Source organism: Streptomyces sp. ATCC 21386, from assembly GCF_018728545.1.
In the GTDB taxonomy this organism is placed as follows: Bacteria; Actinomycetota; Actinomycetes; order Streptomycetales; family Streptomycetaceae; genus Streptomyces.
In genome coordinates this window covers 5,313,829-5,336,162 of sequence record NZ_JAAVVL010000001.1, presented here as the reverse complement: position 1 = coordinate 5,336,162, position 22,334 = coordinate 5,313,829, and the positions used below count along the sequence as shown (strand labels likewise).

Genomic DNA, 22,334 nt, shown 5'->3' with positions numbered 1-22,334 from the left:
TTTTTGAACGCGTTCAACAACGCGCCGTGAGTCCCCGCGCCGGGTCCGTCTCAGGAAAGGCGGCCGGTTCGGGAACTCACGGCTCGGTGACAGGCTGATCAGCTGACCGGTCGAGTCAGCGCGTCAGCCGGGTCAGCGGATCTCGGTGACCCGCGTCTCCTTCAGGGAACTGCAGTTGGAGTTCTCCACCGACACGTACACGTTGTCGATGCTGCCGCCCCAGCTCACGCAGAAGCCCTTGCCGTAGACGTAGGCCGGCCCCGCGTACGAGGAGTAGTCGTCGGCGTCGCCCGCGTACTCGTCGGTGGCGGGGACGTAGATCCACGTGGACATGGGCTTGAGCGTGCCCGGGTTCTTACGGATGGTCGCGACGCAGTTCTCGCCGTTCGAGGAGTTGTAGGTCAGGTAGACGGTGCCCAGCGAACCGACGGGCGCCGAGTTCACCGTCTTGTAGGCCTTGCCGCAGACACCCTGCGGGGTGACGTTCGGCGCGGCGGAGGCCGTCGTGGCGAACGCGGTCGAGGCGCCCACCGCCAGAGCGGCTAACGCCCCCACCGTCACGGCATTGCGTACCTTTCGCATATTTCCCCCTTGTAGCCATGAGAGCGCTTTGCTCTCACTGGATGTGACCCGCGAGTGGCACGGATGGTTGCCCCGATCTGCCATCGAGGTTCGCGAAGGGGATGAAAGGCCCGGTCAGAGGGTGAGTAATTCCTCGTGAAAGCCGCCGAACTCGCGTACGGGGTCGACGAGATGGATCTCCAGGATCCAGTGGCAGCGGCGCCCGGCCTTGTCGGTGCGGCGCAGCGGTGTCGTGTTGGCGGGGGTGATGTACGACTCCACGTCCGCGCCGTCGATCCACTCGTGCGGGAACTCGCCGACCAGATGGCCGGCGTGCCAGCCGCCCAGCTCCCACCCGGCCCCGGTGGCGAGCCTCTCCACCTCGGCGTACAGCCGCGCCCCGGTGATGTCCGGGTCGGCCTCGAAGTACGCCCGGCCCGCCGCGAAGACGCGGGGCAGGTCGTCGCGGAGGCGGTGTTTGACGGGGTCGTCGCCGAGGACGAAGGTCCGGCCGAAGTCGGCCTCGTACTCCTCGAAGATGGGACCGAAGTCGGCGAACACGATGTCGTCCGCGGCGATCACCCGGTCCGGCGGGTTCTCCCGGTAGGGCTTCAGTGTGTTCGGGCCGGAGCGCACGATCCTCTTGTGCCAGTGCCGGGTGGTGCCGAACAGTTCGTTCGCCAGGTCCCGGATCCGGTCGCTGACCGCGCGTTCGCCCTCGCCGGGGGCGACGAGACCGCGCTCCTCCAACTCCGCGAAGAGCCGTACCGCTTTCGCCTGGGCGTCCAGCAGCCGTGCCGCGCGTGTGGGTTCGTCGTCCGCCATGGGCCGACCGTAGTGAGAGAGATCACCGTCGGCAACGGGGTTTCACCGAGTGGGCCTCGGGGTCGGCTGCTGGATCAGGGATGTGTCCGGGCGGGTCATGAGACAGGCGAACAGCCTTGCTCTCCGATGATGTTGACGTTCCGTGAGACTTGACGCGCCGGTGGCTACGCGCCCGTCAGCTGCCGGACGGGGGCGTCGGCGAGGAACGCGGTGATGTCCTCCACCGCTTCCGCGTAGAAGGTGCGGTAGTTGCGCTCGGTGACATAGCCGAGATGCGGGGTGGCGAGGACGTTGGGGAGGGTGCGGAAGGGGTCGTCCGCGGGGAGGGGCTCGCTGTCGAAGACGTCGAGGCCGGCGCCGGCGATCCAGCCCTCGCGCAGGGCGCGCAGCAGTGCCGTGCGGTCGACGACGGCGGCGCGGGAGGTGTTGACGAGGTGGGCGTGCGGGCGCATGGCGCGCAGTTCCGGCTCCCCCAGCAGGCCCCGGGTGCGGTCGGACAGGACGAGATGGACGGAGACGAAGTCGCTGCGGCCCAGGAGATCCATCTTGTCCGCGGCGAGTCGAGCTCCCGCCTCGGCCGCCCGCTCGGCGGTGAGGTTCTCGCTCCAGGCCAGGACCTCCATGCCGAAGGCGGTGGCGACGCGGGCCACCCGGGTGCCGATCTTGCCGAGTCCGAGCAGGCCGAGGGTGCGGCCGTGCAGGTCCTGGCCGACGGTGGACTGCCAGGGGCCGCCCTCGCGCAGGGCGCGGTTCTCGACGGTGACCTGCCGGGCGAGGCCGAGGAGGAGCGCCCAGGTCAGTTCGACGGGCGGGGTGGGGCTGCTCGCCGTCCCGCAGACGGTCACGCCCTGGGCCCGCGCCGCCGCGAGGTCGATGGAGGCGTTGCGCATGCCCGTGGTGATCAGCAGGCGGAGCCGGGGCAGTCGGCGCAGGAGGTCGGCGTCGAAAGGGGTGCGCTCCCGCATGGCCACGACGATCTCGCAGTCGGCGAGTTCGGCCACGAGCCGGTCCCGGTCGGCGATGTGCTCGCGGAGCGCGCGCACCTCGACGTGCCCGTCGAGGGGGCTCCAGTCCGCCAGGGTCAGGGCGGCGTCCTGGTAGTCGTCCAGCACGATGCAGTGGAGGGTCATGCGGACAGTCTGCCTTTCGCGGTTCCCCTTCACGGGCGCGGGTGCGGGCGGCGGCGCCCACTCCGTGCCAGCCGGTGGGCGCGCAGGAAGGGCAGGAAGCGATCGGCGGCGATACGGCCGGGGACGGCCACGGCCGATCAGGAGGAACCCGATGGTGAGGCGGATGGCCGGCAGCGCCACGCAGTGGGGCCGCCGGGCGTCCCACGGGCGTCCCAGCGTCCCTGGAACTTGGCAGGCAGCGGCGACCGCGGTGTCCCACCGTCCCCCGGACCCCGGTTCGCCTTGCTGAGAAGGATCATCGTCGGCAATGTCTGGTGCCCACCGGGCCTCTCCGCGATCACCGGAGCCAGGGACCCGTGGCATCCCATCGACAGAAGGAAGCAGACATGCGCCTTTCCCTCAGCAAGCGCGCTTTCGCCATGGTCGGCGCCATGGTCGCCGGCTCGGCGATCTTCGCCGCGCCCCAGGCCCACGCCGACTCCTACAAGGGGTGCGCGTACCCTCGCGTGTGCTTCTACCTCACGGCCGCCCACTGGGAGTCGCAGTCGCCGACCGCCGCGTACCAGGACGTCACCGACCACTACCAGAACCTGGGATCGAGGAGCCGGGGCTCGGCCTATGTGTTCAACACCCGCAACGACGACCGGGTGATGCTCAGGTACCTCCGCAACGGCGTGACCGGCTACGAATGCATCGAGCCGAGCACGGGACGCCAGTACCCCTCCTATTTCACCGTGACCGGCGTCATGATCCAGAGCGCCTCCAGCTGCGACTGACGCGTCGCACGGCCGGTCGGGGACCGTCTCAGGAACAGTCGTAGGTGAAGCGGGTGGTGGCCGTGTGCGGGCCGGCGGTGAGGATGCGCAGTTCGGCCCGGGCCGTGCGGTCTCCCTCGCCCTGGAAGGTCCACCGCAGGTGCAGGCGTGCCTGACGCTGTCCCCGGACCACCACCTCGTGCAGGACCCCCGAGCGGGTCCCGTCGCTGCGGATCCAACGGTACGAGAACGTGCCCGGACGGCCGTTCGTCGCGACGACGGCGACGATGTCCGCGGTGCTGTCGCACCGCAGGACCGTGGGCCGGGCCGTGACCGTCACCGCCTCGACCTGGAGGGGCGGCCCGAGCCGTTGCCAGGCGAGGAACGCGAGGACGCAGAGGAGCACCAGCACGGGCAGGGCGTGCCGGCGCAGCCGTCGACGCCGGGGTACGGGGGCCGGCTGCAGGGCGGGGAGCGTGCGGTGGGTTCGCTGCGCGACGACATTGGTCACGCCGGGGCCGAAACGCAGCAGCGTGCCGTCGACACGGTCGGGCGGCGTGGAGCCGTTCACCGCGGCTGTGGCGGGCTGTTCGACGGTCTTCTCGGCGACGGTCGTCTCGGCGAGCGTCGCCTCGGGGAGGGTGTCGTCGGTCTCGGGTCGCTGGATCCAGTGGCTGGCCAGGACAGTGGCGCTGTACTCGGCGGCGTCCGCCTCGGCATCGGCTTCGGCTTCGGCATCGGCATCGGCATCGGGGACGGCGTCCTCGACGGGGCCGAGGTGAAGGGTGGTGGCGGGGCCCAGCCGCACGGTGGATGCCGGGCCGAGGTCCAGGGTGGGGGCGGACCGGCCGGCGGTCGGGAGAACCTGGGTCGGCTCGTCGGACGCCTGGCGCCCCGGCACCTGCGTGACGGCGTCGATGTCCTCCACCAGCGCCAGCGCATCAGGCAGCATCATCGTGGGCTCGTCGGCCCCCGTCGAAGCAGGTGTGGTGTCGTCGTGCCGGGTCATCCGATGACACACCGTCTGGTCAGAAGCTGCTGCGAGGCGCCACCGTCCGCGGCGGCGGGGGTGGTCGTGGCCTGCACCGCCCAGTAGCAACCGCTGCCCCGGAAGGCGTGGTCGACGGTGAGCGTGTACCGCGTGGCGCCGCTGCGTCGGAAGATCTGGGACGTGCCGTCCTGTGCGCCGTACTGTCCGCTCGACTCGCCCACGAACCACGAGACGGTGAGGGAGATCGGTCCGGTGCCGTCCGTGACGACGTCGATGGTCGCCGTGGCGGTCGCCGGACCGGTCTGCCGGAAGCCCGACACCGCCACATCCTTGACGGCGGGGTCCTTGACCGGGGTCGGGGAGGTCGTCGTCGGGGCCGGGGTGGTGGTCGCCGCGCCGGGCTCGGTCGTCTGGGTGGTCGCCTCCGTGGTGGCGGAGGGCGAGGGTTCGTCGGTGGGGGTGGGGGTGTCGTCCGAGGGCGACAGGCTGGGCGACGGCGACTCATCGGCCGAGTCGGAGGGTGTCGGGGACGGGGAGGCGGAGTCCGTCGGGGGCGGCGCCGCCGTGCCCGTACTCCCTTCGGCGCTGGTGGTGGCCAGGGCTTGGGCCACCTGACCGGTGCTGTCGCCGGGGGTGTGGTGGAGTCCGAAGGTGAGAACGCCTCCGAGGAGCAACGCGGCACCGGAGACGAGCATGCCGGACCGGCCGGGCAGCCATGCCCGGGCGCCGCCGGGGCCCGGTTCCCGGTGCAGGACCGTGCGGGCGGTGTCGGTGGTGGTTCGAGGGCTGCTGCGGGCCGAGGGCAGCAGCAACGGCAGCAGGGCCACCAGCGCGGCGAGCCGCCCACGGCCGCGTTCCTCCCACTCGGGCCCGTAGCCCGCGAGGGCGGCCGCCTCCAGTTCCCTGACGAACGCCTCGGCCTCCGCGGGCCGATCCTCCGGATCCTTCGCCAGCCCCCGGCGCACCAGCTCACGCACCGCCTGCGGCACCTCGTCGGCGGGAACGGGCGCGTCGACGTGCTGCAACGCGAGCGCCGCGAGGTTGTCGCCGCGGTACGGCTTGTGGCCGGTCAGGCATTCGAAGAAGGTGGCGGCGGCCGCGTACACGTCGGCGGCGGGAGAGGCGGGCGCTCCGGTCCACTGCTCCGGGGCCATGTAGGAGGGGGTTCCCGCCACGCCTCGGCTGGTCCCCGCGTCCACCGCGATGCCGAAGTCGACCAGCTTGGAGGATCCGTCCGGCGCGACCAGGACGTTCTCCGGCTTGTAATCGCGGTGGACGACGCCGACGCGGTGCGCGTCCGCCAGGCCGAGCAGTGATCCCTTGAGGATGACGAGCGCGGCCTCGGGGCCGAGCGGGGCCTCCCGCTTCAGCACGGCGCGCAACGAGACGCCGTCCACCAGCTCCATCACGATGGCGGCACCGTCCGGGCCCTCCACGTACTCGTAGAGCTCGGTGACGAAGGGGCTCTCCAGCCCGCCGAGGAGCCGCGCCTCGGTACGGAAGTCGCGTACGAAGCCCGGCCGACCGCGCAGCGACTCGCTGAGGTACTTGACGGCCACCGGCACGCCGGTCTCCTCGTGCACGGCGAGGACCACCCGCCCGCTCGCTCCGGACCCGAGCTCGAGGGACTCTGTGTATCCGGGCAGTGTCCATGTGTTCATTCCAGCCCCCCAAGGCCGCCGTGCGTCGAAGCCCCGCCCCCCGGCGAATCGCCGCGCGCGATGAGAGACACATTTTCGGCCACTGCGGTTGCGGTGCGCCACCCTCTGCCGTGCGGGCGGGCAGGTCGGGCGGTCTCGGAGACCGTACGCGCCTGGCGTGGCGAGCCGGAACTCCGCGGGAGGGTCGTCATGCGCGACGGGGTGTGGCTGGGCTGACGGCCGCGGCAAGGGCCGCAGCCGTCAGTACTCGCCGCGGCCGTCGGGGGCGGGGCCGTGTCGTCATCGCCGCCGGGGAGTCCAGCGGCTCCAGGTGGGGATGGGCTCGCGGGCGTCGTGCCAGGACGCCGGGAGGCCTGCCGTGCCGGTGCGGGACGCGACGACGCCGCCCGCGATGGCACAGGTGGTGTCGCGGTCGCCCCAGCCGGCGACGGTCTGCCACAGTGCCTCGGTCAGGTCGTCCAGGTGGCCCGCGGCGGACCACAGGGCGAACGGGACCGTGTCCGGGGCCGAGATCAGTGTCCCGGAGCCGAGGACGGTCGCGGCGTGGCGGACCGATGTGCGCTCGGGGAAGCCGGCGGCCACCAGGAGCCGGGAGCGCACGTCGCTGTCCGGCACGTGGTCGGCGACCTCCCGCAGGAACTCCGGGCGCGACGGGGCCTCCTGGCCCTCGCCGGCAGCCGCCAGCGCCGCCGCGACCGCCACGGCGACGGCGCCCGCCACGGCCTCGGGGTGCGCGTGCGTCGTCAACGCGGACAGCGTGGCCTGGTCGCGTGCGGCGGGCAGGTCCTCGCGGAACCACGCGCCGAGCGGTGCCACACGCATCGCGGCGCCGTTTCCGTAGGAGCCCTGCCCGCCGAACCGTGCGGTGGTGACGGCCCGCCAGTCACCGCCCTCGCGGATGCCCCGCAGCACACCGTGCATCGACGGCCCGTACTTGCGCCCGGGGTCCCGGTCGTACTCGGCGGCGAACTCCTCCGCGAGGGCGTCCGGCCGGATCTCGCCGTGGGCCGTCAGATGGGCGAACAGGACGAAGGCCATGGCGGAGTCGTCCGTCCACGGCCAGGGTCGGGGGCGGAGCGCGCGTGCGGTCCAGAGCTCCTCGGCGTTCTCGTCGGAGCGCGTGAACCAGCTGTCGCCGAACGCGTCACCCATCACGAGGCCGTCCAGGCCGGCGTGGGCGTGCTGCGGGCTGGTCATCGGAACGCTCCTGTCAGTGGTGGAGTGGCCGGAACAATGCTGTAGGCCGGAACAATGCTGTCGGCCGGCGATGTCGTCGGCCGGCCATGTCGTCGGTCAGCATTGTCGTCGGCGGACGTCGGGCTCGCGAGCGGGTTTCCGCGCCGTGCGCGGTATGGTTCGGCCCGGCGGCACGGCACCCTTGCTTTGGCAGGTACTGCACAACAAAGCTTGCCGGGCCCGTACTCGCCGACCGTGATGTGGAGTCGCGCCGTGCCCCGCCTGATCCCGGACACCCGCCCGCAACGCGTGCTCGCGGCCTCGAACTTCGTCTACACCATCGGCAGCGGCCTCTATCTGACCGCCGGAGTCCTGTACTTCACGCAGGCGGTGCGCCTTCCGGCGGACCAGGTGGGACTCGGTCTCGGGCTGGCGGGTCTGGTCGCGCTGGCCCTGGGTGTCACGGTCGGTCATCTGGCGGACCGGTTCGGGGCGCGCGGCGTGTTCGCGGTCACCCTCACGGTGCAGGCCGCGGCGACGGCCGGTTTCGTACTGGCGGACAGCTTCTGGCCGTTCGTGCTCGCGGTCTGCGCGGCGGCGGGGGCGAAGACGGCGGGGACCGCCGCCCGCTCCCCGCTCATCAGGCACTACGGAGGGGACCGGCCGCAGGAGTTCCGCGCCTATCTGCGCGCGGTGACCAACCTCGGCATCTCCCTCGGCGCCGTGCTGGCGGGCTGGGTGGTGCAGGTGGGCACGCTCACCGCCTACCAGCTGATGGTCGTCGGCAACGCGATCGCGTTCGTGTTCGCGGCGGCGGTCCTGGTCCTCCTCCCGCCGGTCGCGCCGCTCCCCGCCGTCGACGGGCCGCGCTGGACCGCGCTGCGCGATCGCCCCTATCTGCTGCTCACCGCCCTGGACGGCGTGATGGCCGTGCAGTTCAAGGTGCTCACCGTGGGCATCCCGCTCTGGCTGGTCGGCGCCACCACGGCGCCGCACTGGCTGATCTCGGGCACCATCCTCACCAGCACCGTCATCGTCATCGCGTTCCAGGTGCGGGCCAGCCGCAGCGTCGTCTCCCCCGCCGCCGGCGGCGACGCCTACCGCCGGGCGGGCGCGGCCTTCCTCGTCTCCTGCTCGCTGATCTCGCCGGCGGCGGACGTACCGGCGTGGGCCGCCGTGGCCCTGCTCCTCACGGCCGCGGTGATCCACACGATCGGCGAACTGTGGTACTCCGCCGCGGGCTTCGAGGTGTCCTTCGCCCTCGCCCCGCGACACGCCACGGGCCAGTACCTGGGCGTGTTCGGCCTGGGCGCGGGGCTGGCCGACGCCCTCGGACCGGCCCTCATCATCTCGCTCTGCATCACCTGGGGCCGCCCCGGGTGGTACGTCGTCGGGGTCCTGTTCGCCCTGACCGGCCTGGCCGCGCCGTTCGCCGTCCGCTGGGCGGAACACCGGCAGCGTGCCCGGTGGACGGAGCCCGGCCCCACGGAGAACGCGCCGGCGACCGGGCCCGTGTGACCTCAGCGGGTTACCGGGCCCGTGTGACCTCAGCGGGCGATCAGGCGCACGTCGGCGTGAGCGGGGCCGTTGACCGTGATCGAACGCAGCGGCTCCGCGTCACCGACGAGTTCCACGACGGCGACCCGCTCCACGAGCGTCTCCAGGAGCATCCGGGTCTGGTGGCGCGCCATGGTGCTGCCGATGCAGACGTGTTCGCCCGTGCCCAGGGCCAGATGGCGGTTGGGCTGTCTGCCGAGGTCGAACCGGTCCGGGTCCGGGAAGGCCGACTCGTCCCGGTTGGCGGACGGGATCCACAGCACGACACGGTCGCCGGCAGCGATCCGCCGGCCCCCGAGGACCGTGTCCACGGTGGCCGTCCGCATGCTGTGCGTGGCGCTGCTGGTCCATCGCAGCACCTCCTCCGCGGCGGTCCTGACGAGTCCGTCGTCCCGCTCCCGCACCAGCCGTTCCCACTGCCGTGGATGCGCGGCGAGGGCGAGGATCCCGGCGGCCATCGACAGACCGGCGTTCTCCGAGGCTCCCACGAGGTTCTCGACACCCAGCAGGATCTCGGTCTCGGTCGACAGTTCGCCCTGCACCTCCTCGGTGACGAACCTGCTCATCGCGTCGTCGGCGGGCTCCTCCATCCGCGCGTACATCAGATCGATGAAGTACCGCATGAGGGGGACGTGGCTGGTGAGTGGCCTGCCGGATGCGAACGCCTCCGTGGTCCAGGTCAGCAACCGCTCCCGGTCCCGTGGCGGCACGCCGAGGAGTCTGCCGATGTTGAGGCCGGAGAGCCGCGCACCGATGTCGTGGACGACGTCGCAGGTGCCCGACTCGACGGCGCGTGTCACCACCGAGCGGATCTCGGCGCGCAGTTCGTCCGCCAGTGAGCGGGCGCACCGCTCACTGAACCGGTCGGCCAGCTGCCCCCGCAGGGCGCGGTGCCGGGGCGGGTCGGTGAGGGCCATGGTGAGGCCGCTGCCGGGGTCCTCCCCCAGCTCGGCCGGCCGTAGCAGCACGCCCCGGGCGGAGCTGAAGACGGCCGGGTTCTGGTACACGTCCCGGATGTCCGCGTACCGGGTGAGCGACCAGAAGCCCGGCAGGTCGCCCGGTTCGTGCCAGTGGACCGGTGCGTGCCGTCTCATCCAGCGCCACACCTCGTGCACCTCGCCGGAGGCGTGCAGCTCCGGGTCGACGACACCGGCGGGGTCGCAGGTCACCACGGTCATGCGGGGGCTCCGGTCGCGATGCGGGTCAGACGGTCGTGGAAGCCGTCGAGCAGTTTCCGGGCGGTGACGTCGGCGACGGCTTCGCGTCGGTGGGACAGGACCACGTCGAGGGCACCGTCCTCGTCCGGCCACACCTCCAGGTGCAGTTCCAACGGGAGGGCCGGGTACGGCTGGCGCAGATGTGTGGAGGCGACGCCGGGGAGGTCGAGGCGGGGTGGCGGGTTGTCCTGGAGGGCGAAGAGGGTCTGGAACACCGGAGGTCGCCCCGGGGTCGTCGTGGCGCCCTCGGCGACGGCCGTGAAGGGGACGGCGCCCCGGCCGAGGGCCTGGTGGACCAGCCGGCCCGTCTCCCGTATGCCGTCGTCGCCGCCGGCCACGGCCCGGCCGCGCAGGCGCACCGGCACCATGTCGATCAGGCAGCCGACAGCGCGGTCCAGCTCGGGGAGGCTGCGTTCGGCGACGGGGACGCCCACCGCGAAGTCCCGCTGCCCGCAGATCTCGGCCAGCGTGTCGGCCCAGGCCGACAGCAGCACCACGAACCTGCTCGCCCCGAGCGCCGTGCCCCGTGCGTCGAGGCCTGCCGCGAGGGGGCGGGGTACGGACCTGTCGAGGTGGCGCGTGCCGCTCTCGCCGGGGCCGGGCGGTTCGGGCCAGCGGAGCTCGGGCACGTCCCGGAACTCCTGCCGTGCTCGCGCCGTACGCGCCGCCGGGTCCGTCACGGCGGTGGCCGCCGTCGTCAGCGCCGTCCGTTCGGCCAGGGTGGGCGGGACGGGGCCCGGCTCGCGTCCGGCGTAGGCGTCCGACAGGTCGCGTGCCAGGACGGACTCCGACCGCCCGTCGAAGACGATGTGGTGGACCAGGACCCCGAAGAGCCAGCCGCCCCGGTCGGTCACCGGGACCAGCGCGGTGCGCCACAGGTCGGCGTCCCTCGGCTCGAGGGGCTCCGCGAAGAGCGCCCGCAGCGCGACGACCGCCTCGTCGAGGGTGGGCCGGGCGTCCAGCAGTTCCAGGGGCGGGGCAGGCACGTCGGTGACCTCGGCACGCGGCCGGGGGTCCACGCGGAAGGCGGTGCGCAGGCTCTGGTGCCGGGCGTGGACGGCGGCGACGGCCCCCTCCAGTGCCTCCGGGTCGAGCCGGTCGTCGAGGTGCCACGTCATCAGGCAGTACTGGGACAGGTCCTGGGGCGCCGTCAGATGGCGCGTGAGGAAGACCAGTTCCATGGGGGTCGGCGCGATGTCACCGCGCGGCGGTGGCGCGACGGGGTCGGGGGCCGGCGTCGACCGCAGCCAGGTGCCGAGACGTGCGGCCGACGGGTGCTCGTACAGGCTCGACAGGGGAACCGGGCGACCCGTGTGTCTTCCGATCCGGGTGCAGGCGCGGGCGGCCTGGAGCGAGGAGCCGCCGAGCTCGAAGAACGGGGTGTGCGGTGGTACGGACCGTCGGCCCAGTACCGCGGCGAACGCCTGGGACACGAGGCGGACGAGCGGGTCGTCGACGGGGCCGTGGTGGGCCTCGCCCGGCGCATCGGGCAGACCCGCGAGCAGGGCCTTGTCGTCCAGCTTTCCGGTACCGGTCAGGGGGAAGGCGTCCACGACGGCTACGGCGGCGGGACGTTGGTGGGCGGGCAGATAGCGGGCGAGCACCGCAGACACTTCCGCGAGGACGTGTGCGGTCACTTCCGTGGGGACGGGCGCGATTGCGTCCGCGCGGGCGTGCGTCGGCGCTTCCGCGAGGACGTCCGTCGGCGGGTCCTCGGAGACGTCGGCCCGTGTGCCCGTAGGTCCTTCCGCGCTCGCGCCGGTCGAGGCTTCCGGCGGTGCGTCGGCGGGTCGGTGCGGTACGCAGAAGGCGACCAGGTCGAGGGCGCCCTCGAGTTCGTTCCAGCGGGGTACCACCCGGCAGTCGGCTACGGAGGGGACGAGGTCGACGATCTGCCGCTCGACCTCGCTCGGTTCGACGCGGTTGCCCCGGACCTTGACCTGCCGGTCGAGCCGCCCGCGGAACTCCATGATCCCGTTGTCGTCGAGGACTCCCAGGTCTCCGGTGCGGTACAGCCGGACCCGTTCACCGAGGATGTCGACGTCCGTGAACTTCTCGGCGGTGAGGGCCGGTTCATCGAGGTAGCCGTGGGCCAGGCCGTCGCCCGCGACGCAGATCTCCCCAGGTTCCCCGGGAGCGCAGGGCCGGTCGCCCCGGAGGACGAAGACGGAGGTGCCGGGCACCGGCCGGCCGAGCGGGATGCCACCCGGGCGGGCGGTGTCCGCGAGGGTGACGCGGTGGGTGGTGGTGAACACCGTGCTCTCGACCGGGCCGTAGCCGTTGACGAGGGCCGTGCCGGGGAACCGGTCGAGGAAGCGGCCGACGTGGCGGGCGGACAGGCGTTCACCGCCGATCATCAGCTGGGACAGGCCGCTCAGCGCGGAGAGGTCCTCGTCGACGATCAGGTTGAACAGGCTGCTGGTCAGCCACACCGTGTTCACTCCGTGGTCGGTGACCAGCGCCCGTAGGGTCTCGGCCGTCAGGAACGGCTCGTCGATCAGGACGCAGGCGCCGCCGTTGTGGAGCGCGGCCCACAGTTCGAGGGAGAACGCGTCCCATGGGGGTGCCGCCGCGAGGGGGACGACCGTGTCCCGGTCGAAGCGGGCGAAGGTGCCGGGCCGGAAGAGCCGCGCCGTGGCCCGGTGCGGACTCACCACGGCCTTGGGCCGTCCCGTGGTGCCGGACGTGAAGAACACACAGCACGCGTCGCTGTCCCGCACCCTCACGGCGGCGCGACGGGCGTGGCTCTGCTCCGGACTGTCGTCGGACGGGGACCACAGCGGTGCGGAGAAGCGCACCGCCGTGCCCGGTCGGGCGACCACGAGGGGCGGGTGGAGCCGGTCGACCACGGCGTCGAGCCGGGTGGCCGGCCAGTCGGGATCGAGCAACGCGTAGGCGGCGCCGCACTTGAGGACGGCGAGCAGGGCGACGACCAGGTCCACGGAGCGCGGCATCAGGATCGGCACGAGATGCCCCGGCGCGACACCGGCGGCGGCGAGCCGGTCGGCCCATCGCTCGGCACGGGTGTCCAATTCCCCGTAGGAGACCTGGGTGTTTCCCGCAATGAGCGCCGTGCGGCGCGGCTGAGCGGCCGCCCACGCGGCGAAGACATCGTGCAGTCCTTCCCCCGGCGATTTGCTCGACTGCAACTCGTCGCCCCCTTCGCAATCAGCGGCGTCCGACGTTGCCATGTCTGATCGTTTCCTGCCAACCTCCTTTTCCCAAAATAGGGTTGAGACTGCCTGCATCATGAATATGATCACGAGGCGACACGGCACCGACGCAGCATCTGATGGAATATCCGATTTCCAACGGCATGATGGGGGACGTTGTGACGAGTCGGGATCGTTCCCTGGACGTCGCGGTCGTCGGTATGGCGGCACGGTTACCGGGCCCCCGGGAAATCGACGAGTGGTGGGACTCGCAACTCCGGGGCCGTGTGCACAGCCGGAGATACACGCGGGAGGAGTTGCTCGCGGCCGGCGTGCCCGCCACGTCGGCCTCCGACCCGGACTATGTGCCCGTACGCGGTCATCTCGACGACTGGGACCGCTTCGACCACGACTTCTTCCAGATCCGCGGTCGCGAGGCGGAGCTGATGGACCCCCAGCATCGCTGGATGCTGGAGGTCGCGTACAACGCCCTCGCGGACGCCGGGGTTCCACCCCGCGACGACACCCTGGTGACCAGCGTCCACGCGTCGATGACCGGCAGCGGCTACATGCGCGCGATGGTCCGCGGCGGCCATCTCGACCCCGGACTGCTGGACGACGTGATCCATGGGACCGAGCCGGACTTCATGGCGAGCCGGGTGGCCTACCGGCTCGGCCTGACCGGGCCCGCCTTCGCCGTGCAGACGGCGTGCTCCTCCTCCCTCGTGGCCGTGCACCTGGCGGTGCAGGCGCTGCTCGGCGGGGACTGCGACCAGGCACTGGTGGTGGGGGCCGGGTTCGGCTACCCCCAGGCGGGCCATCTGCACCAGCCGGGGGGTGTGCTGTCCGCGACGGGGGTCTGCCGTCCGTTCGACCGGTACGCGGACGGGGTGATCGCCGGGTCGGGCGCGGGCGCGGTGGTGCTGCGCCGACTGTCCGACGTCACCGACGACGACCCCGAACCGTACGGTGTCATCCTGGGCAGCGCGATCAACAACGACGGTCACGCGAAGGCCGGTTACTACGCGCCCGCCGCGGCGGGGCAGCGGCGGGTCATCGGCGCGGCACTGGACACGGCCGAGGTCGACGGCGGCTCCATCGGCTTCCTGGAGGCCCACGGCACGGGCACCCGGATCGGGGACCCGATCGAGTGGACGGCGGCCGGCGCCGCGCTGCGTGAGGGCGGGGCCCGGCCGGGCAGCGTGGCGGTGGGCGCGCTGAAGGCGAGCGTCGGCCACCTCGACGCCGCCGCGGGAGTCGCCGCGTTGATCAGGGCCCTGCTCGTGGTGCGCGACGGCGTGATCCCGCCCGTCGCGGGGTTCACCGAGCGCAACCCCCTGCTGGAGACCGCGGGTTGCCCGCTGTACATCCCCACGGAGGCCGTCCCGTGGCCCGGCGAGGGCCCGCGACGCGCCGGGGTGAGCGCGTTCGGCATCGGCGGCACCAACGCCCACGTCGTGATCGAACAGGCACCGCCACGCGAGCCGACCGCCCCGGGGACCGACGGCCCGCGCGAGTCGGCCGCCGAGGAGGCCGGCCCGGTGCCGGTGCCGCGCGGCCCCGAGGCAGCGGCCCCGCGCGGGGCGGCCGGTCCCAGGGTTGTGGCCTCCCACGAGTGGGCCCGTGGGGAGGCCCGCGCGAAGGTCCTCGCGGAGGCCTCTGCTGAGTCCCCCGGGCCGCACGGAACCGCCGCTTCCGAGGCGGACCGGACACCGCCCCGGCCGGCCGGCCCCTCCCCCGCGCCGGGGCCGTGGGAACCGCGTGAGCGGCTCGTGTTGTTGTCGGCGGGTGATTCCGAAGCGCTCGACCGGATGGTGGACGGACTGGCCGTTCATCTCCGGAAGCACGATCCGGATCTCGGTGAGGTCTGCGGCACGCTGGTCAACGGGCGCCCGGCCCTGGGCGAGCGGCTGGCCGTCACGGGTCGGACGAGTGCCGAGGTCGCCGAGCGCCTCGCCGCCCGGTCCGGGACCTCCCGGGGCACCGTGCCCATGACCGGTGGGTCCGCCCCGGTGGTCCTCCTCTTCCCCGGCGGTGGTACCCAACGCCCGGGAATGGCCGCGCCCTTCACCGCCCTCCCCGGTTTCGACCCGGCGCTCGACCGGTGTCTCGACGCTTTCGACTCCCCGTTGGCCGCGAGGATCCGGCAGGCCGTCCGCGACCCGGACTTCCCCGCCGACGAGCTCGATCGGCCCGCGCTGGCGCAGCCGGCGCTCTTCGCCGTGGGCCACGCGGCGGCGACCGCTCTCGGGGAGCTGGGGGTCCGGCCCGCCGCGGTGTGCGGGCACAGTTCCGGCGAGATCACCGCCGCCGCGGTCGCCGGCGTCCTCGGCCTGGACGACGCGGCCGCCTTCATCACGGAACGGGGCCGGGCCATGCAGGAGTGCCCCGAGGGCGCGATGGTGGCCGTCGGCGCGGACGTGAAGCAGGCACTCGCGCTCGCCGAGGAGTGGGGTCTCGACCTCGACGTGGCCGCGGTCAACGGACCGGACTCCTGTGTACTGGGAGGTCCGGCCGAGCAGGTCGACGCGTATCTGCGCCGGATCGGCGACACCTGCTTCGTACGGCGTCTGCGCTACTCCCACGCCGGCCACTCCCGTCTGATCGAGCCCGCGTTGCCCGCGCTGAGCCGGGCGATGTCGCGGATCGAGCTGCGGCCGTCCGCTCTTCCGATCGCGCTCAACGAGTCGGGCCGGGTCGTCGCGGCCGGTACGGTCCTGCCGCCCGACACGTTCGTCACGCAGGTCGGACGGCCCGTGCTGTTCGGCGCCGCGCTCGACGCGCTGACCGAGCACGTCCCGGACGCCGTGGCCGTGGAGATCGGTCCGGGGCGTCCGCTGTCGCCGTCGGCCGAGGCCGCCGGACTCCCCGTGATCGCCTTGGACCGGGCCAGGGACGCCCCGGCGTCGACGGTGCTCGCGGGTGTGGGCGCGCTCTGGGCACTGGGCCACCCGGTCGCGGTGGACGCGCTGACCGGCGTGGGCCGCAGGGCCCGGCTGCCCGGCTATCCCTTCCGCGGACCACGCACGGTGGCCCCGGAGGCACTCGCCTCGGCCGAGGAGCCGCCCCGCGGCGCGACGCCGCAACCATCGACCGCGACACAGGAACCACCGGCCGCCGCGACCCCGGCACCACCGGCCGGTGAGCACCCGGTGCCCCTCGACGCGACCGAAGGAGTGACCCGGATCTGGGCGGAACTGCTCGGCCGGGACGATTTCCCGGCGGACGCCGACTTCTTCAAGGAAGGCGGTGACTCCCTGCTGATCACCCGGCTCATCCGGAGGGTGAACACGGAGTTCGAGATCCGTGTCCCCGTACGCGAGATGCTGGCCCGAAGAACACTGGACGGCCATATCGCGGTGGTTCGCCGAATCCAGGACGAATCCACCCGCTGAACGCATTCCCAACCACGGGCGACCGGACACAATTCGACCGCCCGGCAACACGGATCACCAAATTCCGCTTATTGCACGGGGGAGTTTCTCAGTTGTCGTCAACGCACCACAGGAAAGAGATCGGCGAACCGCTGCCGGACGTCCCGTTCGTTCCCGCGCACGAGGCGGTGGCCCAGGTGGCCGCCGACCGGGCGACGAAGGTCGCCGTGCGCTGCGGTGACATCGAGGTCACCTACGGCGAACTGATCGCCTGGTCCCGGCGGTTGTCCCACCGGCTGGCCGCTGCCGGGGTGCGTTCCGGCGACCGGGTCGCCCTCGTCGCCGAGCCCTCGGTGACGGTGATCGCGTCCGTGCTGGGCGTGCTCGGCGCGGGAGCCGCCTACGTACCCGTCGCCCCGGCGCAGCCGGACGCCCGTCTCACCACGATCCTCGACGACGCCCGGGTGACGGCCGTCGTGGCGACGGCACGTACGGGGCCGCGGACGACCACCGTCTCCCCCGTTCCCGTCATCACCGTCCCGGACGACCCCGACCCGGAGCCCGGAAGGGACCCGGGCGCCTTCGCCGCCGAGGTCGGTCCGAGGGACCCGGCCTATCTCATCTACACCTCGGGCAGCACGGGTGAGCCCAAGGGCGTCGTCGTGGAGCACAGGAACCTCGACGCGTCGACCCGGGCGCGGCTCATGGTTCATCCGGGCAGCCCGACCTTCCTCCTGGTCTCACCTCCGGCCTTCGATTCGTCGGTGGCCGGGATGTGGGGGACGCTCCAGGCGGGCGGCTGCCTGGTCGTCGCGTCCGAGGAGGAACTGCGCGACCCCGAGCGACTGGTCACCCTGGTCGACCGCCACCGGGTGGACCGCCTCCTGTGTGTGCCCGCGCTGTACGGACTGCTGCTCGACGCCGCCCGGCGCACCGGTCCGGGCCGGCTGGCGTCCCTACGGCGGGTGATCGTGGCGGGCGAGGCCCTGCCGCAGTCGCTGGTCGACCGGCACTTCACCGTCCATCCCCACGGGGTGGACCTCGTCAACGAGTACGGCCCGACGGAGACGACCGTGTGGGCCACCTTCCGCCGCTTCACCCGCGCCGCGCCGGTCGACATCGGCGGACCGATCCCCGGAGCCAGGCTCCATGTGCTCGACGACGAGCTCCGGCCCGTGGCCCCGGGCCTGGAAGGCGAGTTGTTCATCGGCGGGCCGGGAGTGGCCCGTGGCTATTTCGACCGGCCCGAGGCCACGGCGGCGGTCTTCCTCGACGACCCCTTCGCCGACGAGCCGGGCGCGCGCATGTACCGCACGGGTGACATCGTGCGCCGCAACTCCGACCACGGGCTGGACTTCGTCGGCCGCAAGGACGACCAGATCAAGGTCCGGGGGCACCGGGTGGAGCCCGGTGCGGTCGAGTCGGCGCTCCGCGGGCTGGACGGCGTCGAGGAGGCGGTCGTGCTCCCCGACGCGGGAGGCACGGGCCTGGTCGGCTTCGTCGCCTCACGGGAGGGCGCTGATCCGGTCGGGCTGCGGCGGGCCCTCGCGGAGGAGTTGCCCTCCGTGATGGTCCCCGGTGAGCTGCGGGTACTGCCGGAGCTGCCGCGCAACCTCAACGGCAAGCTCGACCGCGCGCTGCTGCGGACGCTCGCCTCGGAGCCGCCCGCCATCGAGCCGACCGCCGAGCCGCCCACCAAGCCGCCCGCCGTCGAGACACCCACCGCCGAGACATCCATCGGCCGGGCCCCGGCCGCGCACCTCACCGGTGACCCGCTCACCGCCCAGGTGACCGCCGCGTGGGCTGAGGTGCTCGGCAGGCCCACGGTGCCCTCGGACGTCAACTTCTTCGACCTCGGCGGTCATTCACTGGCCATGTTCAAGCTTCAGGACGCGCTGGAGCAGCACTGCGGCCTGCGGCCGTCGATCGTCGACCTGTTCCAGGAGACCACCGTGACGGCACAGGTCGCGCTCATCCGCGCCGGCCGCGTGCAGGGGGAGGACGCCCGGGCCGGCTCCTCGGCCGAGGCCGCCCGCCGGGCCCGTACCGCGAGGCTTCGGCAGCAGCGCGCCCGGAAGGGGGTCAGCCGGTGACCGGGGGTACCTCTCGTTGGCTGACGTGCGACACCGCACGGCCGGAGGCGCGGATGCGTCTGGTGTGCTTCCCGCACGCCGGCGGGTCGGCCTCGTTCTACCGCGACTGGGGCGGGGCGCTGACCGAGGTGGAGGTGCATGCCGTCCAGTACCCGGGGCGCGCCGACCGGTTCGACGAGGAGCCTCCGCACGACCTCGTCCGGCTCGCCGGCGACATCGCCGACGCGCTGGAACCGCTCGCCGACCGCCCCCTCGCCTTCTTCGGGCACAGCCTGGGCGCGCCCATAGCCCTGGAGACCGCACGCGCGCTGCAACGCCGGAACATCCACATCGAGCACCTGTTCGCTTCGGGGTCGCGTGACGCTCCGCTGCCCACCGGTCTCGTCGCCGAGGAGGACCCGGACCGGCTGCTCGACGATCTGGTCAGGATGGGAGGCACCGACGCGGAGATGGCGGCCGACCCGATCTTCCAGGAGGTGGTCCTGCCCTACCTGATCGCCGACGGCCGTATGTTCCACGACTACGTGATGCCTGCCGAGCCGTTGCTCACGTGTCCGGTCACCACCCTCGTCGGCGACCGGGACGACGACGCGGACCGCCGCCCCTGGAGTGCGCTCAGCACGTCGCCCGTCCGGGAGGTCGGGGTCCCGGGCGATCACTTCTACCTCATCGCGGACCCGCCGTACGCGGTTCTGCGCGCGACTCTCGCGGCCGCGCCTCGGTACGGCTCCCGCTGAATTGCGGGACCTATTGCGGCCATTCCGAAAACGCAAAGATTCGAACATCCGGGCGTGGTAGCGTGCACCGGAGTTGACGGGGAGGAGCATTTGTTGATCGACATCGACATGGGCTCGGTGTTCGCGGAAGTCAATGAATTACGGGGGGAGTTCGGCAGTCACTCCTCGTTCCGTGAGGCGGACACCCAGAAGGAGTTGGCCCGTCGACTCGAAGGATCGACTCACCTACGGCGGCAGCCGATAGTCCAGGCCTTTCTGGAGGATCTGCGCACGTTCGCTCCCGGTTCCAGACTGCGGGCCACGAAGGAACACATCAACAGCCGTCGGGACAACCACATCTTCTCGTTGTTCGACGCCTCGTACTTTCCGTCGCTGTCCCTCGACTACCTCACGTACGAGATGCTGCCCACCGATCCGCATCTGGCGGAACGGTACGCCAGTCCCACCGCTCCGGTCACCGTCACCGGGCAGTCCGACGGATTCCGTTCGCGGGTGGTCGTGGCGCTCTTCCCCGAGAACCACTTCGACGGGATCCAGGACCCGGACGACCTCATCTTCTACTTCATCGACAAGTTCGTCGAACGGCACAACCGCACCACCCGGAAAATGATCGACGCGGTGATGGCCGCGGGGAGTTTCCCGCTCATCCAGCAAGCGACGGACAAACAGGTGGAACAGGCCTCGTCGTGGTGGGTACGACTGCACGAATACCACCACCGGCAGGGCGACATGCCGATCCCCGCGTTCCTGTCGGCGAAGAAGTACAAACCCCTCGCGGGACTCGAAGAGCTGCGCGTGGACGTCTCCGCCATGCTGGTCCTGCTGAACGACCCCGCCCTCCCGGCCGAACAGGCGCGGACCGCCTACGAGTACATCCTCGCCGAACGCCTCCTGCGCTACGCCGTCGAAGGCATCCCACGGCCCAACTACGACGCCGTGGCCTCCCAGTTGCTCTTCGGGTACCTCAGCGAGCACGACGGCATCCGGGTGGCCGGCGGCAGGATCGAGCTGAGTCCCGACCTCCCCCTCGTGCTGGCCCGCTTCCTCGGCGCGATCCAGGACATCGAGCGCAGGATCCACGACGAACCCGTCGAAGCCGTCCGTCGGCGTCTGCTGGAATTCACCAACCGCTACACGGATTACGACCCGGTGGCCCGCGACTACCGCTACATCCCGTTCTTCGCCGATGTGAAAGAGCGACTCGGCGTATGACCTCGGCCGCGCATCGGCCTGTTCAGCGAACCTCGTCGTCCTCATACTTCTCTGGAGCGATCGTGACTGCTGCAACCGAGTTCTCCCTCGCCGACCGGACCGAACTCGACGAGCGGGTGGACCAGGAAATCGACCGGGCGGGACTGCGACGGGCGGACCACGCGTTCTTCGGGAACGCGCGCGCCGCCGAATCCGTCTCCGCGCGGGCCGCGCTCACCCTGGGCGTGTGGTGGCGGTCGATGACGAAGAGCTTCATGTTCAGCACCATCGCCGGCATGGGCGAGATGGCCCGGGTGTTCTCGGCGCAGGACGCGCCGACGCACGACATCCTCGGCGCCTTCCAGACCGTCTACCGGGTGATCGGCGACGACCTGGACAACGCCGCGCCGGAGTTCCGGGCCGTGGCCCCGCAGGGTCCGGCCGGCATCCACTACGTGTGGTGGGACGACACCATCGTCGCCCCGCTGGCGGCCGCGCTGGGCGCGGACGAGGTTCGGGCGGCGTCCCAACTGCCCGACACCATCACGGAGTTGCTGGCCAACATGGACCGGCTCGGACGCTCTCCGCTCGGGGCGGCGATCCAACTGCGGGTGGTGGAGACCATAGCGCTGGACATCGCCGTGGCCTTCCGCCGGCTGTACGCGAAGGTCTGGGTGGACGGGGAACGGGTCTTCGGTGAGACCGACCAGTTCGCCTGGATCGATTCCCACATCAAGGCGGAGACGGTGCACGCGGCGCAGGTCAGCGACGACGAGACCGGTATGACCTGGGTGGTCACGGACACGGCGCAGGCTGCCGAGTTCGTCACGCTGGTCCGGGAGTACTCCGAGAACTGGTCCCGTGCCCTCGCCTGCTTCGCCGACTGTCTGACCGGCACCGCGTCGGCGTCCGACGGGGTCCCCGGTGCCACGGACCCCGTCGCCGCGGGTGCCTGACCCGCCCGGCGCATGGAGATCGTGGACCGCTACGGCCTGGCGCTCGCCCTGATCGAACCCTCGGAACTGGCCGACGAACCCTGGACCAGGACGGATCAGCCCATCGACGTCGTCCGCCTGCCCAACCCACCGGCCGGGACCTGGGACGACCTCACGCGCCGGGGGTTCATCCGCAAACCGTCCCTGCTCACCTGGGTGGCCGAGCTGGGCGCGGACGAGGACGCCTTCCTCGCGGGTCTCGACCGCTCGTCACGCCAGACCGTCCGGCGCGCCCAGCGCCAGGCGGTCGCGGCCGGTGTGCGCGAGACCGTCGAGGACCCGGTGACACCGGCCACCCTCGACCGGTTCCTCGCGCTCTACCGGGAGCGGGTGGCCGACATGCCGTTCGGCGTCCCGTTCGCGCTCGACCACCGGGACGCCGTCCTGCACGGCCCACGGAAGTTCTTCGGGGTCTTCGCGTACGACGGGGAGGAGCTGGTCGGCGGCTGTCTGGCCCTCGAATGCCCGGCGGTGGACACGCTGGTGCTCCGGTTCTCTGCGGTGAGCGCGGCGTACCGGCGCTCCAGCCTGCCCCGCGTCATCTACTTCTCCGTGCTGCGGGCGGCACGCGCCAGGGGCTACGGGCGGGCGACGCTGGGCAACGAGCCGAATCTCATGGGGCATCTGACGCAGCCGGGGCTGCTGCGTTTCAAGACCGCTCTGGGATTCCGCGCGGTCCCCTCGCACGAGTGCGCCGACCCCCAGGCCTCCGACGAGGCCGATCTCGTCCTGCGGCTGACGGCACTCAGCGATCCGACGCTCGTCCTCGGGTACGCAGGGCGGCGCCTCGCGGCACACCTGATCAGCGAGAAGCCGATGGAGCCGGCCGAGGCCCAGCTGTACACCGCGCCGTTCCTGGACCCGGCGACCGTCCACCACCGGCCGGCGGCCCCGGACTGATCGCCGGTCGCCCCCGTGG

16 protein-coding genes and 1 pseudogene are annotated in these 22,334 nt (G+C 72.1%); 9 read left to right on the top strand and 8 right to left on the bottom strand.

The window, feature by feature from the left end; translation table 11 throughout:
- Positions 1-132 precede the first annotated feature (132 nt).
- From GWK25_RS22710 to GWK25_RS22700, 3 genes are all read right to left on the bottom strand, one after another.
- Positions 133-582 (bottom strand): spore-associated protein, encoded by a 450-nt coding sequence (locus tag GWK25_RS22710; protein ID WP_215452462.1) that lies wholly within the window; start codon positions 580-582, stop codon positions 133-135.
- A 114-nt stretch (positions 583-696) separates the two neighbouring features.
- Positions 697-1,386, bottom strand: coding sequence for a M24 family metallopeptidase (locus tag GWK25_RS22705; protein ID WP_215452460.1), 690 nt, complete (start codon positions 1,384-1,386; stop codon positions 697-699).
- Positions 1,387-1,550: 164 nt separating this feature from the next.
- Positions 1,551-2,516, bottom strand: a complete 966-nt coding sequence (locus tag GWK25_RS22700) for a D-2-hydroxyacid dehydrogenase family protein (RefSeq protein WP_215452457.1) — start codon at positions 2,514-2,516, stop codon at positions 1,551-1,553.
- Positions 2,517-2,902: 386 nt separating this feature from the next.
- Between GWK25_RS22700 and GWK25_RS22695 the strand changes: the two genes are divergently transcribed.
- Positions 2,903-3,292 (top strand): hypothetical protein, encoded by a 390-nt coding sequence (locus GWK25_RS22695; protein WP_215452455.1) that lies wholly within the window; start codon positions 2,903-2,905, stop codon positions 3,290-3,292.
- 28 nt (positions 3,293-3,320) lie between these two features.
- On the opposite strand, the gene GWK25_RS22690 is transcribed toward GWK25_RS22695, so the two are convergent.
- Both GWK25_RS22690 and GWK25_RS22685 read right to left on the bottom strand, forming a co-directional pair.
- On the bottom strand, positions 3,321-4,280 hold the full coding sequence (locus GWK25_RS22690) for a hypothetical protein (protein WP_251828989.1): 960 nt from the start codon (positions 4,278-4,280) through the stop codon (positions 3,321-3,323).
- Entirely contained in the window at positions 4,277-5,923 is a 1,647-nt protein-coding gene (locus GWK25_RS22685) for a serine/threonine-protein kinase (protein WP_215452451.1), read from the bottom strand. Before GWK25_RS22685 ends, GWK25_RS22690 begins: the two co-directional genes overlap by 4 nt.
- A 126-nt stretch (positions 5,924-6,049) precedes the next feature.
- Here GWK25_RS22685 and GWK25_RS43615 point away from each other — a divergent pair.
- Positions 6,050-6,139: pseudogene (locus tag GWK25_RS43615) on the top strand (pyridoxamine 5'-phosphate oxidase); the annotation flags it as partial.
- A 63-nt stretch (positions 6,140-6,202) separates the two neighbouring features.
- Here the strand turns inward: GWK25_RS43615 and GWK25_RS22680 are convergent.
- Positions 6,203-7,120 carry an ADP-ribosylglycohydrolase family protein gene (locus GWK25_RS22680; RefSeq protein ID WP_215452448.1) on the bottom strand — a complete coding sequence of 306 codons (918 nt, stop codon included), beginning with the start codon at positions 7,118-7,120 and terminating at the stop codon, positions 6,203-6,205.
- 252 nt (positions 7,121-7,372) lie between these two features.
- On the opposite strand from GWK25_RS22680, the gene GWK25_RS22675 reads away from it, so the two are divergent.
- Positions 7,373-8,617, top strand: coding sequence for an MFS transporter (locus GWK25_RS22675; RefSeq protein ID WP_215452447.1), 1,245 nt, complete (start codon positions 7,373-7,375; stop codon positions 8,615-8,617).
- A gap of 29 nt (positions 8,618-8,646) precedes the next feature.
- On the opposite strand, the gene GWK25_RS22670 is transcribed toward GWK25_RS22675, so the two are convergent.
- Both GWK25_RS22670 and GWK25_RS22665 read right to left on the bottom strand, forming a co-directional pair.
- Entirely contained in the window at positions 8,647-9,834 is a 1,188-nt protein-coding gene (locus tag GWK25_RS22670; protein WP_215452446.1) for a cytochrome P450, read from the bottom strand.
- Positions 9,831-13,064 (bottom strand): non-ribosomal peptide synthetase, encoded by a 3,234-nt coding sequence (locus GWK25_RS22665; protein WP_215452445.1) that lies wholly within the window; start codon positions 13,062-13,064, stop codon positions 9,831-9,833. Before GWK25_RS22665 ends, GWK25_RS22670 begins: the two co-directional genes overlap by 4 nt.
- A 140-nt stretch (positions 13,065-13,204) precedes the next feature.
- Here GWK25_RS22665 and GWK25_RS22660 point away from each other — a divergent pair, with 140 nt between their 5' ends.
- From GWK25_RS22660 to GWK25_RS22635, 6 genes are all read left to right on the top strand, one after another.
- Entirely contained in the window at positions 13,205-16,420 is a 3,216-nt protein-coding gene (locus tag GWK25_RS22660) for a type I polyketide synthase (protein WP_215452444.1), read from the top strand.
- Between the two features lie 92 nt (positions 16,421-16,512).
- Entirely contained in the window at positions 16,513-18,492 is a 1,980-nt protein-coding gene (locus GWK25_RS22655; RefSeq protein WP_251828988.1) for a non-ribosomal peptide synthetase, read from the top strand.
- Positions 18,489-19,229 carry a thioesterase II family protein gene (locus GWK25_RS22650; RefSeq protein WP_215452443.1) on the top strand — a complete coding sequence of 247 codons (741 nt, stop codon included), beginning with the start codon at positions 18,489-18,491 and terminating at the stop codon, positions 19,227-19,229. Before GWK25_RS22655 ends, GWK25_RS22650 begins: the two co-directional genes overlap by 4 nt.
- 93 nt (positions 19,230-19,322) lie before the next feature.
- Entirely contained in the window at positions 19,323-20,441 is a 1,119-nt protein-coding gene (locus GWK25_RS22645; protein ID WP_251828987.1) for a DUF6421 family protein, read from the top strand.
- Positions 20,442-20,503: 62 nt separating this feature from the next.
- A complete protein-coding gene (locus tag GWK25_RS22640; RefSeq protein ID WP_215452440.1) occupies positions 20,504-21,376 on the top strand; it encodes a DUF6202 family protein in 873 nt (290 codons plus the stop codon).
- 12 nt (positions 21,377-21,388) lie between these two features.
- Positions 21,389-22,315: a GNAT family N-acetyltransferase gene (locus tag GWK25_RS22635; protein WP_215452437.1), complete on the top strand. Its 927-nt coding sequence runs from the start codon at positions 21,389-21,391 to the stop codon at positions 22,313-22,315.
- Positions 22,316-22,334 lie beyond the last annotated feature (19 nt).